This window comes from Raoultella sp. (assembly GCF_039594335.1).
Taxonomy (GTDB): Bacteria; Pseudomonadota; Gammaproteobacteria; order Enterobacterales; family Enterobacteriaceae; genus Klebsiella.
This window is the reverse complement of sequence record NZ_JBCNNS010000114.1, coordinates 1-14,226: the sequence shown is the minus strand read 5'-3', so window position 1 is coordinate 14,226 and position 14,226 is coordinate 1. Positions and strand designations below refer to the sequence as shown.

The following is a 14,226-nucleotide window of genomic DNA, read 5'->3' as shown; positions in this document are numbered from 1 at the left end:
ATCATCAACTGACTGAGAAAGCTTAGGGAGTTGGGCAAGGTGTTGTTGATGTTTATTACGCTTAAATTTTGACAACATCACAGTGCGTTTCTTCTCTGTTTATTGAAGGGTCTTCTGTACCATGCAGACGACGTAAGCGGGCAATAATAACATTACTGTTCGCGAATGTGGTCAACAATTGCGGTCGCCAGTTTATGATTGTCGTGGTACCAATTGCAGGGACAAACTCACAATCCCGTCCTCCAGCTGAATATCAACCGCAAACCCCAGCTTCCTGGCAAGACCGATCATGCCCCTGTTATTGGGCATGGTAATGCCATTTAGCCGTTGCAGACCGTGGCTTTGGGTGTAGGCAATCAGCTTTTCCAGCAGCCTCCGGCCTAAACCTAACCCTTTTAGATCGGAACGAACCAGTACGGCAAATTCCGCATCAATGTTGTCAGGATCGGAGATGGCTCGCGTTACGCCAAGGATCTCATTGCCTTCGGCGCTGGTGCGGACGGCAACAAATGCCATTTCTCGATCGTAGTCGATCTGCGTCATATTGGCTAAGTCATCGTGCGTAAATTCGTTGATTTCGCTGAAATAACGATAGTACAGATCTTCTTTCGTTACCTGGCCGATAAAGGCCAGAAGCAGCGGTTCATCTTCCGGAAGGATTGGGCGGAACAGACAGCGCTCGCCATTTTTCATCACCACCCACTCTTCCTGCTGCTGCGGATAAGGGCGGATGGCCAGCCGACTCTCGCTGTCGCCAGTAAACGGGGCAAGGGCCAGCGTGACGTCAAGTGCGGTGAACTCGTTACCTGAAGCGAGCAGTGGGTGAATATCCAGCCGCTGGATCTCCGGACAATCGACGATTAGATTCGATACCTGGACCAGAAGCTGGCTCAGGCCAGAAACATCCAGCGGGCGTAGTGCGCTGCGGCCACGGATCTTCTTACTTTTGATCGCCTGGATCACCAGATAACGGGCAAGATTCATATTTAACGGCGGGAGGGCGACGGCGGCCTGATCTTCTGCGCGCCATTCGACGCCACCCTCGCCCAACATAATCAGCGGGCCGAACAGCGGATCGTGCTCAACGACGACCCGCAACTCCTGTGCACCGGCGCGGTTGGCCATACTTTGTACCAGCAGACCGTGAATACGTGCCTGGGGCCAGGCCATTTTGACGCGGTCGAAAATCGCATCCGCCGCCTGTTGCACCTCCACGGCGGTGCGCAAATAGAGCATCACGCCCTGAACTTCCGATTTGTGCGGAATATCAGGCGAGCGCAGTTTCAGCGCCACCGGGTAGCCAATTTGCTCGGCGATGTGCACTGCTTCGGCACTGTCGGCGGCAATCCAGGTTGGTAAGGTGTGGATCCCGTAAGCGTGCAATACCGGACTCACTTCATGGGTGTCTAACGAACGGGCGCCTTCGTGAATCGCCTGTTGCAACAACATATGGGCTTCTGCAGTATTGGCGGTCACCATATCTGACAGAACCGGCGTCTCCCGGAGCTGCTTCTGGTTACGCCGGTATTCCACCATGTGCATAAAAGCGGTAATGGTTCCTTCCGGCGTGCGGTAGGTTGGCAAGCCTGCATCGCTGAACAGGCGGCGAGCTTCCTGAGAAGAGTATTCGCCACACCAGTTCGTCAGTACCGTGACATATTTACCGCGCGGATGGTGTTTCAGCGCGTCGATCAGGGCCAGGGCGCTTTCGGTTCCCGGTGCAGCGGCGCTGGGGGAATGAATCACCAGCAGGGCGTCGTAATCCTGGCTATCCAGCAGAACGTTCAGCGCCTTAAGATAGTGTTCGCTGCTGGCATCGTCACGAAGATCCAGTGGGTTAGCGATACCGATACCGCCCGGCAGCGCCTGGCGTAGTTTTTCACCGGTCTCTTCGCTGAGGGTGGCAAGCTTGCCGTTTCGTAGCCACAGTTCATCTAGCGCCAACGCCGCAGGGGCGGCACCGTTGCTAATGATCATCAATTTCTCACCCCGTAGCGGGCGCATATGGCTGAGGGTTTCAACCGCAGAGAAGAGCTCATGAGTATCCTGCACGCGCAGTAAGCCTGCCCGTTGAATCGCAGCGTCCCAGGCCGGATCCATACCCGAATTAACGTGGAGCAGCTTTTGCGCGGCGGGACTGCGGCCGCTTTTGATCACCAGGATCGGTTTATTACGCGATGCACTGCGCGCCGCGGACACAAAACGCCGGGCGTCGCTCAGGTGTTCAAGATAGAGCAGAATGGCGCTGGTTTTACTATCGCGGGCAAGGAAGTCGAGGAGATCGTCGACATCAATGTCCAGGCTATCCCCAAGGGCAATAAAATAAGAAAAGCCCATCTCGCGCTGCTGCGCCCAGTCAAGAATGGTATTGGAAACCGCGGCGGACTGGGAGATAAACGCCAGTTTGCCGCGATGAATCGGTACCGGTGAAAAGCTGGCATTCAGCCCCTGCCAGGGCGCAAGCAGGCCCAGGCTGTTGGGGCCAAGCAGGCGCATTTGGTAGCGTGCGGCGCATTCCAGCAGCAGGGGATATTGTTCCGGCGGGGAGGAGAGAATAATGCAGGTTTTGCACCCCTTTTTCCCCAACGCGTCTAGCAGCTCGGGGTTTCGCCGGGCGTTGGTGCAGAGCACGGCCAGGTCCGGGGTGAAGGGCAGACTGTCGATGGCCGGCCAGGCCAGTACGCCCAGAACGGCTTTCCAGGCCGGAGTGACGGGTAAGACCGGGCCGTTGAATCCCCCGGCCAGCAGGTTACGCATCATCAGATAACCGGCACGCTGTGGTTTCATTGATGCGCCAATGACGGCGATCGACTTTGGCCGCAGCAGTGCTTCCAGGCCTCGTTGGCTCATACCGGTCTCCTTTGATCCCCAGTGACCGAATGATTTTAAACGCTTTCTGCCATTTGTGCTGTGATGCTGCCCTTATGCTGCGTTTTTCCCGCCAGATAGCGGGTACGGAACAGGCTAAAATGGTCCTCGAGCGCGCACGCGGCTGTCCGGTCATCAGCAAGGTCGAGCAGCGCAATGGCAACTTCCGCGGTACAGTACTGCCCCTGCGCATGGGCCTCTCTCAGATGGTAGGCCGAAATGCGCGACAGATCGACTGATATGACTGGCAGCGCATCAAGGTACGGGCTTTTGCGAAACATTTTTCGCGCTTCCGTCCAGGTTCCGTCGAGCATGATAAACAGCGGCGGTTTCCCCGTCGGCGGGGCGCTCAGTACCTGGCGTTCCGCTCCTGCGTAAGAGGCCGGGAAAACCACCATAGGCTGGTAATTCGGGTTGGCGACCAGATCGAGTAACGCCTGCGGTGGCTCGGTTCGCGACCATTGAAAGGCTTCCGTGTCCGGCAGGATGTCGGCAATAAGGCGTCCGGTATTGCTCGGCTTCATCGGCTCGGTATCGAACATCACCAGGCAGAAACGACTGGCGGCAGTTGCTGGCGTCAGGGTCGCGCACAGGCACTGCTTCAGCGGTAACAGACAGCGTTGGCAGCGATGGATTCGGTTACCGCGTGCGAGAAAAGGTCGGGTCGCGCGAGCGAGACGTTCGGCGCGAAGGCGAAGGACGGCGTTATCAATCATAAAGTGTCGCTAAGAAAAAACGCCATTGTCGCAGAGGTGAAAAAGGGGCACAAGCTGTGCCCCGCCAGGTTTACTGCGCGTTGGCTTCATTCAGCCAGCTGTCGAACGGCGCTTTCGGTACCGCACCGTTAAGCATGTCGATGACTTCGCCTTTTTTAAAGATCATAATGGTTGGGATACTGCGGATGCGGAAACGCGCGCTCAGCTCGCGTTCGGCTTCGGTATTCACTTTGACGAAGCGCATCTTGCCGCTGCGTTCTTCCGCGACGTCTTCAAAGATCGGCGCAAAATTACGACAAGGACCGCACCATGGCGCCCAGAAATCGACAACAATAGGCAGATCGTCCTTAAGTAGTTTATCCAGCGTTGCCCCGGTCGCGTTGATTACGTCGCCATCAAAAAGATCGTGGCCGCAGCGTCCGCACTTAGCGCCATCGGCGCTACGATCGTCGGGGATGCGGTTCAGAGCCTGACAACTGGCACAAACGGTATTCATAACTAACCTCTGGTTATGGGTTGCAGCGTGGCGCGTGGCCGATTTGTTTCTTTAATGTTACATATTATCGATTAGCTGCTATTAAACAACAATGTGTTTTGTTCGATGAATACGATAGACCCTATCTTTTAAACGAAATCATGGCGCAGCGGTGACACATCGGGTAATCTTCGCGCTTCGCGCAGCGCAGGTGGAGAAAATTGATGAGCGACGAACTGAAAAATAAAAGCGGCAAGGTCAAAGTGATGTATGTCCGCAGTGATGATGATTCTGACAGACGCACCCACAACCCGCGTACCGGGAAAGGGGGAGGGCGCCCAGGAAAATCTCGTGTTGACGGCCGTAGCCGCCCTGCTCGCGACGAACGTAACAGCCGCGGTGAAGACCGCAAACGTGACGATCGTAAACGTGATGATTTCGATCGCGACAGCTCTTCTCCGTGGCGTACCGTCTCGCGTGCGCCAAACGATGATGCATCAGTGAAGCCAGATCACGGCGGGATCAGCGGTAAAAGCTTTATCGATCCGGAAGTGTTACGTCGTCAGCGCGCGGAAGAGACCCGCGTGTACGGGGAGAATGCTTGTCAGGCGCTGTTTCAGAGCCGTCCGGAAGCGATTGTTCGCGCCTGGTTTGTACAGAGTGTCACGCCGCGTTTCAAAGAGGCGCTGCGCTGGATGGCGGCCAACCGCAAAGCTTATCATGTGGTTGATGAAGCTGAACTGGCAAAAGCTTCTGGTACCGAGCATCACGGTGGCGTGTGCTTCCTGATTAAGAAACGTAACGGTACCTCGGTGGCTCAGTGGGTCGCCAGAGCCGATGCTGAAGATTGCGTGCTAGCGCTGGAAGATGTCGGTAACCCGCACAACCTCGGTGCGATCATGCGTAGCTGCGCGCATTTTGGCGTGAAAGGTGTGGTGGTGCAGGATGCCGGCATGCTGGAATCTGGTGCGGCAATCCGTACCGCAGAAGGCGGTGCAGAGCACGTCGAGCCGATCACCGGCGACAGCTTTATCGACACTCTCGAGCAGTTCCGCAACGCAGGTTACGCTATTGTTTCGACCTCCAGCCACAACGGCACGCCGTTGCATAAGGCTGAGCTGCCGAAGAAAATGGTGCTGGCATTAGGCCAGGAGCGCGACGGCCTGTCTGATGCGGCTATCTCCAGTGCCGATCTGAATGTGGCCATTGAAGGTACCGGCAATGTCGAAAGCCTGAACGTCTCCGTGGCGACCGGCGTATTGCTGGCCGAGTGGTGGCGTCAGAACAAGGCCTGATGGTTGGGTTCAACTGAAAAAATGCCAGCGTGATGCTGGCATTTTTGTTTCCGCGAAAGGAGGAGGCTAGGCATCCCCGGTTGGCAATACCGGCATCCAGTCAATGGCGGACTCGCCGCGCTCGGCCAGCCACTGATTAGTCTGGACAAAGTGATTACTACCGAAGAAGCCGCGATGGGCGGAAAGCGGCGAAGGATGCGGTGCTTTTAGCACGCAATGACGTTGCCTGTCGATAATTGCCCCTTTTTTCTGCGCGTGGGCGCCCCACAGTAAAAACACGACCCCTTCCCGATGTTCGTTGATCAATGAAATGACCTTGTCGGTAAAGGTTTCCCAGCCAAGGCTGGCATGTGAATGGGCCTGACCCGCCCGCACCGTCAGGACGGTATTGAGTAGCAGCACCCCTTGTCGCGCCCAGCTTTCCAGATAACCGTGCGTCGGACGGTTGAATCCCGGGATCGTCCCTTCCAGTTCTTTATACATATTTAATAGCGACGGCGGCGTCTGAATTCCCGGTAGTACGGAGAAGGCCAGACCGTGCGCCTGTCCGGGGCCGTGATAAGGGTCCTGACCAAGAATAACCACTTTGACATTGCCAAGTTCGGTATAACGAAAGGCATTGAAGACATCTTTTTGCGGCGGATAAATCGTCATGCCCGACTGGCGCTCTGCGGCAACGGTTTTCAGGGTATTCACAAAATAGGGCTGCTGCTTCTCTTCCGCCAGCACGTTGTGCCAGGTTAATGGAGGGGTCATCTTGCTCTCCTGCAAAGTGTCATCGCTATAGCTTAACTGCTTCTTTCTGCATAACAAAATCCACGGCGCCAGACTGACGTTTTGCATGCAAAATAAATTGAAAATTTACAAAAATATTTTACATGGCCTCTGGCGTAACTTGATGTAAAACAATAATATCCCTCTATACCCATTTTTATTGAGTGGTTTTTGTTGATTTAAGTCAATGAATGCCGGTTGTTTGGCTGATATACATACACTCAGACAACAATGGTTTTACCAATTGGCCGGGAATGGGCCAAAAAGACGAATAAATATTGCCTAAGGGAGGCATCAAATGATTACTGGTATCCAAATTACGAAAGCTGCAAACGACGACCTGCTGAACTCTTTCTGGCTGCTGGATAGCGAAAAAGGCGAGGCCCGCTGCCTGTGTGCAAAAGGGAGCTTTGCTGAAGATGACGTGGTTGCGGTCAAAAAACTGGGTGAAATCGAATACCGCGAAATTCCGCTCGATGTGAAACCGGAAGTCCGTGTAGAAGGCGGCCAGCATCTGAACGTTAACGTGCTGCGTCGTGAAACGCTGCTGGATGCGGTTGAACATCCGGAAAAATACCCGCAGTTGACTATCCGTGTCTCTGGCTACGCGGTGCGCTTTAACTCCCTGACGCCAGAACAGCAGCGTGACGTTATCGCTCGTACCTTTACTGAAAGCCTGTAAGTCGACGCTTTAATATAAATATAAAAACGCCGGGATATCCCGGCGTTTTTTTGTTACTGCTGATTTTCACCCGCACTGCCGCTTGGTTTACGACGCTTGCCAACATTTTTGGCGTCGCGGTGACGTTTCTTCACTCGTGGTTTTTCTTTATCTTTCTCTTTTTTCTGCTCGGCGCGTTTAGCCAGTACCTTTTTGGACGGCTTACCGGTCTGCTTCTCGCTCGGTGCGCGGGTTGTCGGGCGCAGTTCATCAATAACGCGCGCTTTAAGCGGCTCGTCAATATAGCGGCCGATTTTACCTAACAGCAGATGGTCATGAGCTTCAACCAGGGAAATGGCAACGCCTTTTTTCCCCGCGCGACCGGTGCGTCCGATACGATGCAGATAGGTATCAGCCGTGCGCGGCATGTCAAAGTTGAAAACGTGGCTCACGTCCGCAATATCTATCCCACGGGCAGCGACGTCTGTTGCAATCAGCACATTCATACGACCGTCGGTCATCCGCTTGATGGCTTCGTTACGTTTTGCCTGCACCATTTCGCCTTCCAGCCAGCAGGTATTGATCCCCGCTTCGCGCAGCCAGGAAGCCAGTTCATGAACGCGCTCGCGCTTACGGACAAAGACGATAGAGCGGGTTGCATCCGGCTGTTTCAGCAGGTTAACCAGTAGCGCAGTTTTGTGCTTAATGTCATCGGCACGGTAGTACCACTGATGAATTTTCTTACGTTCGCGCGTGGAGGGACTGGCGGAGACTTCAACGGGCTCTTCCAGCAGGCGCTCGGCAAAGTCCTTAATGGCATCGCCTTCGAGGGTCGCGGAAAACAGCATAGTCTGCTTACGCCAGCGGGTTTCACCGGCAATGTGCTCAATATCCTGAGCGAAGCCCATGTCCAGCATACGATCCGCTTCATCAAGGATCAGCGTTTCGACCGCCCGGCAGTCGAAGTTTTCTTCTTTAATATATTGCAGCAGTCGGCCGGTGGTGGCGACCACGATATCCTGGTTTTCGCTGAACACTTCCGCGTGGTTCATGTAGGCGACACCGCCGGTAATCGTGGCAATGTCCAGATGGGTGTGTGCGGCCAGCTCACGGGCATGGTCGGCAACCTGCATCGCCAGCTCACGGGTCGGCGTCAGGATAAGAATACGCGGCGGCCCCGACTTTTTACGCGGAAAATCAAGCAGGTGCTGCAACGCTGGCAGCAGATACGCCGCTGTTTTACCGGTACCTGTCGGGGCTGAACCCAGAATGTCACGGCCATCAAGCGCAGGCGGAATAGCGGCGGCCTGAATGGCTGTCGGGCGTGTGAAACCTTTTTCCTGGAGGGCTTCCAGAAGGTTTTCGTCGAGTTCAAGTTCGGAAAAAGTCGTTACAGTCATGATCTACCTCTGAGTGGACCGACGATTATAGACGTTACGGGCATAATGTTCATCTGTTTGTAAGGCTATCTGTTCTCCGGTATTGTGCATAGCTTCAGGCTCAGGAGTTTTTGTTTGCAAGGTTATTCAGGATGTCTCAGTCGAAGTTTGCGCTGCCGCGCAATGGTTTTACGTTTAAACAGTTTTTTGTTGCTCACGACCGCTGTGCGATGAAAGTGGGCACCGACGGCATTTTACTAGGCGCGTGGTCGCCGATCGTGCAGGTAAAACACGTGCTGGATATCGGGACCGGTAGCGGTTTGCTGGCGTTAATGCTGGCTCAGCGAACCGACGACCGGGTCATGCTGGATGCGGTAGAACTTGATGAAGAGGCGACAGCGCAGGCGCGCGAAAACGTGGTGACCTCGCCGTGGGGGGCGCGTATCCAGGTACATCAGGGGGATATTCAACAGTGGCAGCCTGCGCAAACCCGACGTTATGAACTGATTGTCAGCAACCCGCCTTTTTTTACAGAAGGAGTGCCTTGTGCAACCTCGCAGCGCGAACAGGCGCGATATACGACGACGCTCGATCACATCACGCTGTTAACCTGCGCCGCGGAGTCGATCACCGAAGAGGGTTTTTTCTGCGTAGTGTTACCGGTGGATATTGGTAATGCGTTTGTTCAACGCGCCCAAACTATGGGCTGGCATCTGCGTTTACGCACCGATGTCGCAGAAATGGAAATGCGCCCGCCGCATCGCGTACTGCTGGCTTTCTCGCCGACCGCGGGAGAGTGTTTTAGCGATCGGCTGATTATCCGTGGGCCTGAGCAGCAATACTCCGAAGGGTTTACTGCTCTGACCCAGGATTTCTACCTCTTTATGTGAGCCACTGGTGACAGAATTGACGGGCCGCTATCCGCAAGTTGTTGCGGGTAATCCAGAGTATAGTGCAGCCCACGGCTCTCTTTACGCTGCATTGCGCAGCGAACGATCAGCTCGGCCACCTGTACCAGGTTGCGCAACTCCAGCAAATTGTTCGATACGCGAAAGCGGGCGTAATATTCGTCGAGCTCCTGCTGCAACATGGTAATTCGTCGTAGCGCACGCTCCAGCCGGCGAGTGGTGCGGACAATCCCCACATAGTCCCACATCAATAATCTCAGCTCGTGCCAGTTATGTTGAATCACCACCAGTTCATCGGGGATTTCAACCTGACTCTCATCCCAGGAAGGGAGATCATTAACCGGTTGGGCCAGCGGCAGGCGCTGGAGAATATCCTCGGCAGCGGACCAGCCGTAGACCAGGCATTCGAGCAGCGAATTTGACGCCATGCGGTTGGCTCCGTGCAGCCCGGTGTAGCTCACTTCGCCAATCGCATACAGGCCGTCAACATCAGTACGTCCGTTGTCATCAACCATCACGCCGCCGCAGGTATAGTGGGCGGCGGGGACAATCGGTACGGGCTCTTTTGTCAAATCGATACCCAGGCCGAGTAGTTTTTCGTAAATCATCGGGAAATGCTGACGAATAAAGGCTTCAGGCTTATGGCTGATATCGAGATACATACAATCGACGCCGAGGCGTTTCATCTCATGGTCAATCGCGCGGGCGACGATATCGCGTGGGGCCAGCTCGCCACGTTCGTCAAAATCGGGCATAAACCGGGTACCGTCCGGGCGTTTCAGGTATGCGCCCTCGCCGCGTAATGCTTCGGTTAACAGGAAATTGCGTGCCTGCGGGTGGTACAGGGCGGTGGGGTGAAACTGGTTGAATTCGAGGTTGGCCACGCGACAGCCAGCGCGCCAGGCCATAGCAATGCCGTCGCCGGAAGAGACATCCGGATTGGTGGTGTACTGATAGACTTTCGCTGCCCCGCCAGTGGCCAGTACGACGGATTTCGCGCTGCAGGTCTCAACCTTTTCTTTATTTCGGTTCCAGATCCAGGCGCCCACCACACGACGGGTCCCCGGCAGGCCGATTTTATCGGAAATGATCAAATCGACGGCGTTACTCCGCTCCAGAATATGAATATTCGGGTGTGCGAGCGCCTGGCCAACCAGCGTCGTTTCCACTGCTTTACCGGTGGCATCGGCTGCATGGAGGATCCGGCGATGGCTATGACCGCCTTCACGGGTCAGGTGGTAGCTCTGTTCGCCGTTGGCCTGAGTCTGAGTATCAAACAGTACACCCTGATCGATAAGCCATTGCACGCAAGGTTTGGCGTTGCTGGCGACGAAAGAGACCGCATGGCGATCGCACAGGCCAGCCCCGGCGATGAGCGTATCTTCAACGTGAGATTCCACGCTGTCGGTTTCATCAAAAACGGCGGCAATGCCGCCCTGCGCATAGAATGTGGAACCTTCGCTGACAGGGCCTTTGCTCAGTACGGTGACGGAGCTGTGCTCCGCCAGACGGAGCGCAAGGGACAAACCGGCAGCGCCGCTGCCGATAATCAGCACATCACAGGAGAAGTCAGGAGTCGTATTCATAGCCTTTGTTTAATTTACTAAACACATTTTTGCCACAATAGCACCAGGTCGTGATAAATCGTACATTTTTTTTACTGACCGTTGTGGAAACTAAACATAAGCGGCTGGGGCGGAGCAGTGTAAACGAAAGAAAATATTTGCGAAGCAGGTCGTTAGCTTCAGATTTTATAGTGAAATAAAAACGAGGTTACGTTACCCTTCTGGCGGACCTTACGCTTTTTCTTCATCATCTTACCTGGCGTTGAGTTGCGGGACATATAATGAGAGATAACAAATCGTCCGCCATTGCCAGACAAAATCAAAGGCGTAATGGAACTTTATTGTTTTCAGACACTCCAATCGTCTGCTTGCTCATATTGCAGTGATTGGGTAGTGCTTTGAAGACGCATGGGAATTGGGTTTGGGGAGACATTACCTCGGATGAGCGAGCAGTTAACGGATCAGGTCCTCGTCGAACGGGTCCAGAAAGGAGATCAGAAAGCGTTTAACTTGCTGGTGGTGCGCTATCAGCATAAGGTCGCGAGCCTGGTCTCCCGCTATGTGCCACCGGGCGATATCCCTGACGTTGTTCAGGAATCGTTCGTAAAAGCATGGCGCGCGCTGGAGTCCTTCCGGGGGGATAGTGCTTTTTATACCTGGTTATATCGCATCGCCGTAAACACGGCCAAGAATTATCTGGTAGCTCAGGGACGCCGCCCACCATCCAGCGATGTTGACGCCAACGAGGCAGAAAACTTCGAAAGTGGTGGGGCGCTGAAAGAAATTTCGAACCCTGAGAACTTAATGTTGTCAGAAGAACTGAGACAAATAGTTTTTCGTACCATTGAATCACTCCCGGAAGATTTACGTATGGCAATTACGTTGCGGGAGTTGGATGGCCTGAGCTATGAAGAGATAGCCGCTATCATGGATTGTCCGGTAGGAACGGTACGTTCGCGCATATTCCGGGCACGAGAAGCTATTGATAATAAAGTTCAACCGCTTATCAGGCGTTGACGATAGCGGAATACTGAAAAGGGTATCAGGCATGCAGAAAGAAAAACTTTCGGCCTTAATGGATGGTGAAACGCTGGATAACGAGCTGCTCAATGAGCTGAGCCGTTCTTCTGAAATGCAAAAGACCTGGGAGATTTACCATCTCATCCGTGATTCGCTGCGAGGCGATACCGCTGAGATGCTCCATTTTGATATCTCAGCCCGCGTGATGGCCGCCATTGAGAACGAGCCCGTTCGTCAGGCGGTGCCGCTTATTCCTGAATCTCAGCCAGCACCACATCAGTGGCGTCAGATGCCTTTCTGGCAGAAGGTCCGCCCGTGGGTCAGCTCACTGACTCAGATGGGTGTTGCGGCGTGCGTTTCGCTTGCTGTTATCGTCGGTGTCCAGCAGTATAATGGTCATAGCGAATCCGCTCAGCAGCCCGAAGCGCCTGTTTTCAACACAATGCCGATGATGGGTAAAGCCAGCCCGGTAAGTCTTGGTGTGCCGGCTGATGCTTCCGCAGGGAGCGGCCAGCAGGCTCAGGTGCAAGAACAGCGCCGTCGTATTAATGCTATGCTGCAGGACTATGAATTGCAGCGTCGCCTGCATGCAGAACAGCTTCAGTTTGGTCAGGCCCAGACTCAGCAAGCCGCTGTTCAGGTGCCAGGCTATCAAACTTTAGGAACGCAATCGCAGTAATGAAGCAACTTTGGTGTGCCATGTCGCTCATGGCAGGCAGCCTGTTCTTCTCTGTCAACGCCTCGGCTGATACATCGTCCGGGGCGTTGTTGCAGCAAATGAACCTGGCCAGCCAGTCCCTCAATTATGAGCTGTCTTTCGTCAGCATTAACAAACAGGGCGTTGAGTCGTTGCGTTATCGTCACGCTCGGCTGAACAATCAACCTCTTGCCCAGCTTTTACAACTCGACGGCCCACGCCGGGAGGTTGTACTGCGTGGCAATGAAATCAGCTATTTTGAGCCGGGACTCGATCCGTTCACGCTGAATGGCGACTATATCGTCGATTCATTACCTTCGCTGGCCTACACCGACTTTAAGCGACTGGCTGCCTACTACGACTTTATCTCCGTCGGACGCACTCGCATTGCTGACCGGCTATGTGAAGTGATTCGTGTTGTCGCGCGGGACGGGACGCGCTATAGCTATATCGTCTGGCTGGATGCGGAAACCAAATTGCCTATGCGCGTTGATTTGCTCGATCGCGACGGGGAAACGCTGGAGCAGTTCCGGGTCGTTTCCTTTAACGTTGGCGACAAAGTTAGCAGCAGTATGGAGACCCTGGCGAAAGCCAGCCTGCCTCCCCAGCTGTCGGTGCCGGAAGGGGGCGATAAAGCCAACTTCAACTGGGCGCCCGCCTGGCTGCCGCAGGGTGTTTCCGAAGTCTCCAGCAGCCAGCGTCGTTTGCCGACATTTGATGGTCCGGTTGAATCTCGCCTGTACTCAGATGGGCTGTTTAGCTTCTCGATTAACGTGAATCGCGCATCGGCAAGCAGCAGCGATCAACTGCTGCGTACCGGGCGTCGTACCGTGAGCACGACAGTACGTGATAACGCCGAGATAACCGTGGTTGGCGAGCTGCCGCCGCAAACGGCTAAACGCATCTCTGACAGCATCAAATTCGGGACAGTGCAATGATTAAAGAATGGGCCACGGTCGTCTCCTGGCATAACGGTATGGCGCAGGTGCACTGTGACGTCAAAGCGTCGTGTAGCAGTTGCGCCTCGCGCGCCGGTTGCGGCAGTCGGGTGCTGAACAAGCTGGGGCCGCAAACCAGCCACACGATCAGCGTTCCCAGCGAACAGCCGCTGTCCGCCGGGCAAAAAGTCGAACTGGGGATTGCTGAAAGCAGCCTGCTGGGCTCGGCGGTTTTAGTCTATATGGCGCCGCTGGTTGGGCTGTTTATCATGGCGTCTGTTTTTCAGGTTTTGTTTGCAAATGATTTCGCTTCGCTGTGTGGGGCGCTACTCGGCGGCGTTGGTGGATTTCTGGTGGCGCGCGGGCTTTCGCCCGGATTAGCCGCCCGCCAGTCGTGGCAGCCAGTTATTATTAGCGTGGGCCTGCCGCCAGATTTGGTGCGCGTAGAGACACCATCTTCAGAACCAGGCCAGTGATTCCACTGGCCTTTATTTTTTGATTTATTACCCCCGCCAGAACACATCATTTGCTACGGTTCTGCTGCTGGTAAGAGCATTTCCTGGTTTCGCGGATGTAGTGTAGAATGCGGCGTTTTCGGATTAAAAAACGTCAGGCACAGAACAGCGGCCTCATGATACGCGTAAGGCATAATTAACTCTAAAATATGAAGAATATACGTAACTTTTCAATCATCGCTCATATCGACCACGGTAAATCGACGTTGTCTGACCGTATCATCCAGATTTGCGGTGGCCTTTCCGATCGTGAAATGGAAGCCCAGGTACTGGACTCCATGGATCTGGAACGTGAGCGTGGCATCACCATTAAGGCGCAAAGCGTCACCCTGGATTACAAGGCGAACAACGGCGAAACCTACCAGCTGAACTTTATCGATACTCCGGGGCACGTTGACTTCTCTTATGAGGTGTC

The 14,226-nt window shown here is 54.5% G+C and carries 15 protein-coding genes; 8 read left to right on the top strand and 7 right to left on the bottom strand.

Annotated features, from left to right (window positions below; genetic code table 11):
• The 4 genes from ACZAHD_RS17445 to trxC all read right to left on the bottom strand — a co-directional run.
• Positions 1 to 78, bottom strand: a 78-nt coding sequence (locus tag ACZAHD_RS17445; RefSeq protein ID WP_462457897.1) for a hypothetical protein, incomplete at its 3' end; no start/stop codon positions are given.
• Between the two features lie 114 nt (positions 79 to 192).
• Positions 193 to 2,850, bottom strand: a complete 2,658-nt coding sequence (locus ACZAHD_RS17440) for a bifunctional acetate--CoA ligase family protein/GNAT family N-acetyltransferase (RefSeq protein ID WP_462457896.1) — start codon at positions 2,848 to 2,850, stop codon at positions 193 to 195.
• Positions 2,851 to 2,885: 35 nt separating this feature from the next.
• Positions 2,886 to 3,584 carry a tRNA-uridine aminocarboxypropyltransferase gene (locus ACZAHD_RS17435; RefSeq protein WP_462457895.1) on the bottom strand — a complete coding sequence of 233 codons (699 nt, stop codon included), beginning with the start codon at positions 3,582 to 3,584 and terminating at the stop codon, positions 2,886 to 2,888.
• 70 nt (positions 3,585 to 3,654) lie between these two features.
• Complete coding sequence (gene trxC / locus ACZAHD_RS17430; protein WP_462457894.1) at positions 3,655 to 4,080, bottom strand: thioredoxin TrxC; 426 nt, start codon at positions 4,078 to 4,080, stop codon at positions 3,655 to 3,657.
• A 203-nt stretch (positions 4,081 to 4,283) separates the two neighbouring features.
• Here trxC and ACZAHD_RS17425 point away from each other — a divergent pair, with 203 nt between their 5' ends.
• Positions 4,284 to 5,354 carry a tRNA/rRNA methyltransferase gene (locus ACZAHD_RS17425; protein WP_462457893.1) on the top strand — a complete coding sequence of 357 codons (1,071 nt, stop codon included), beginning with the start codon at positions 4,284 to 4,286 and terminating at the stop codon, positions 5,352 to 5,354.
• A 66-nt stretch (positions 5,355 to 5,420) separates the two neighbouring features.
• Here ACZAHD_RS17425 and ung read toward each other — a convergent pair whose 3' ends face one another.
• On the bottom strand, positions 5,421 to 6,110 hold the full coding sequence (gene ung / locus ACZAHD_RS17420) for a uracil-DNA glycosylase (RefSeq protein WP_462457892.1): 690 nt from the start codon (positions 6,108 to 6,110) through the stop codon (positions 5,421 to 5,423).
• Positions 6,111 to 6,426: 316 nt separating this feature from the next.
• Between ung and grcA the strand changes: the two genes are divergently transcribed.
• On the top strand, positions 6,427 to 6,810 hold the full coding sequence (gene grcA / locus ACZAHD_RS17415; protein WP_462457891.1) for an autonomous glycyl radical cofactor GrcA: 384 nt from the start codon (positions 6,427 to 6,429) through the stop codon (positions 6,808 to 6,810).
• A gap of 53 nt (positions 6,811 to 6,863) precedes the next feature.
• Here the strand turns inward: grcA and srmB are convergent, their stop codons facing one another.
• The gene (gene srmB / locus ACZAHD_RS17410; protein WP_462457890.1) at positions 6,864 to 8,189 is read right to left on the bottom strand and encodes an ATP-dependent RNA helicase SrmB; all 1,326 of its coding nucleotides are present in this window, start codon (positions 8,187 to 8,189) and stop codon (positions 6,864 to 6,866) included.
• Between the two features lie 131 nt (positions 8,190 to 8,320).
• Between srmB and trmN the strand changes: the two genes are divergently transcribed.
• Positions 8,321 to 9,058, top strand: a complete 738-nt coding sequence (trmN, locus tag ACZAHD_RS17405) for a tRNA(1)(Val) (adenine(37)-N(6))-methyltransferase TrmN (RefSeq protein ID WP_462457889.1) — start codon at positions 8,321 to 8,323, stop codon at positions 9,056 to 9,058.
• Here the strand turns inward: trmN and nadB are convergent.
• Positions 9,043 to 10,662, bottom strand: coding sequence for an L-aspartate oxidase (gene nadB, locus ACZAHD_RS17400; protein WP_462457888.1), 1,620 nt, complete (start codon positions 10,660 to 10,662; stop codon positions 9,043 to 9,045). The genes trmN and nadB overlap by 16 nt on opposite strands.
• 420 nt (positions 10,663 to 11,082) lie before the next feature.
• On the opposite strand from nadB, the gene rpoE reads away from it, so the two are divergent.
• The 5 genes from rpoE to ACZAHD_RS17375 form a co-directional block, all read left to right on the top strand.
• Entirely contained in the window at positions 11,083 to 11,658 is a 576-nt protein-coding gene (gene rpoE, locus ACZAHD_RS17395; RefSeq protein WP_004866461.1) for an RNA polymerase sigma factor RpoE, read from the top strand.
• A gap of 31 nt (positions 11,659 to 11,689) precedes the next feature.
• On the top strand, positions 11,690 to 12,340 hold the full coding sequence (gene rseA / locus ACZAHD_RS17390; RefSeq protein WP_462457887.1) for an anti-sigma-E factor RseA: 651 nt from the start codon (positions 11,690 to 11,692) through the stop codon (positions 12,338 to 12,340).
• The gene (gene rseB, locus ACZAHD_RS17385; protein WP_462457886.1) at positions 12,340 to 13,296 is read left to right on the top strand and encodes a sigma-E factor regulatory protein RseB; all 957 of its coding nucleotides are present in this window, start codon (positions 12,340 to 12,342) and stop codon (positions 13,294 to 13,296) included. Before rseA ends, rseB begins: the two co-directional genes overlap by 1 nt.
• A complete protein-coding gene (gene rseC / locus ACZAHD_RS17380) occupies positions 13,293 to 13,772 on the top strand; it encodes a SoxR-reducing system protein RseC (RefSeq protein WP_462457885.1) in 480 nt (159 codons plus the stop codon). The genes rseB and rseC overlap by 4 nt, the downstream gene beginning before the upstream one ends.
• Positions 13,773 to 13,960: 188 nt before the next feature.
• The coding region (locus ACZAHD_RS17375; protein WP_462457884.1) for a GTP-binding protein at positions 13,961 to 14,226 on the top strand (266 nt) is incomplete at its 3' end.

What these genes read in the sequence shown, in the direction of transcription:
- trmN (WP_462457889.1), top strand. Translation starts at nt 8,321, where the DNA reads ATGTCTCAGTCGAAGTTTGCGCTGCCGCGCAATGGTTTTACGTTTAAA.
- rseA (WP_462457887.1), top strand. Translation starts at nt 11,690, where the DNA reads ATGCAGAAAGAAAAACTTTCGGCCTTAATGGATGGTGAAACGCTGGAT.
- ung (WP_462457892.1), bottom strand. Translation starts at nt 6,110, where the DNA reads ATGACCCCTCCATTAACCTGGCACAACGTGCTGGCGGAAGAGAAGCAG.
- ACZAHD_RS17440 (WP_462457896.1), bottom strand. Translation starts at nt 2,850, where the DNA reads ATGAGCCAACGAGGCCTGGAAGCACTGCTGCGGCCAAAGTCGATCGCC.
- ACZAHD_RS17435 (WP_462457895.1), bottom strand. Translation starts at nt 3,584, where the DNA reads ATGATTGATAACGCCGTCCTTCGCCTTCGCGCCGAACGTCTCGCTCGC.
- rseC (WP_462457885.1), top strand. Translation starts at nt 13,293, where the DNA reads ATGATTAAAGAATGGGCCACGGTCGTCTCCTGGCATAACGGTATGGCG.
- srmB (WP_462457890.1), bottom strand. Translation starts at nt 8,189, where the DNA reads ATGACTGTAACGACTTTTTCCGAACTTGAACTCGACGAAAACCTTCTG.
- rseB (WP_462457886.1), top strand. Translation starts at nt 12,340, where the DNA reads ATGAAGCAACTTTGGTGTGCCATGTCGCTCATGGCAGGCAGCCTGTTC.
- nadB (WP_462457888.1), bottom strand. Translation starts at nt 10,662, where the DNA reads ATGAATACGACTCCTGACTTCTCCTGTGATGTGCTGATTATCGGCAGC.
- ACZAHD_RS17425 (WP_462457893.1), top strand. Translation starts at nt 4,284, where the DNA reads ATGAGCGACGAACTGAAAAATAAAAGCGGCAAGGTCAAAGTGATGTAT.
- rpoE (WP_004866461.1), top strand. Translation starts at nt 11,083, where the DNA reads ATGAGCGAGCAGTTAACGGATCAGGTCCTCGTCGAACGGGTCCAGAAA.
- trxC (WP_462457894.1), bottom strand. Translation starts at nt 4,080, where the DNA reads ATGAATACCGTTTGTGCCAGTTGTCAGGCTCTGAACCGCATCCCCGAC.
- grcA (WP_462457891.1), top strand. Translation starts at nt 6,427, where the DNA reads ATGATTACTGGTATCCAAATTACGAAAGCTGCAAACGACGACCTGCTG.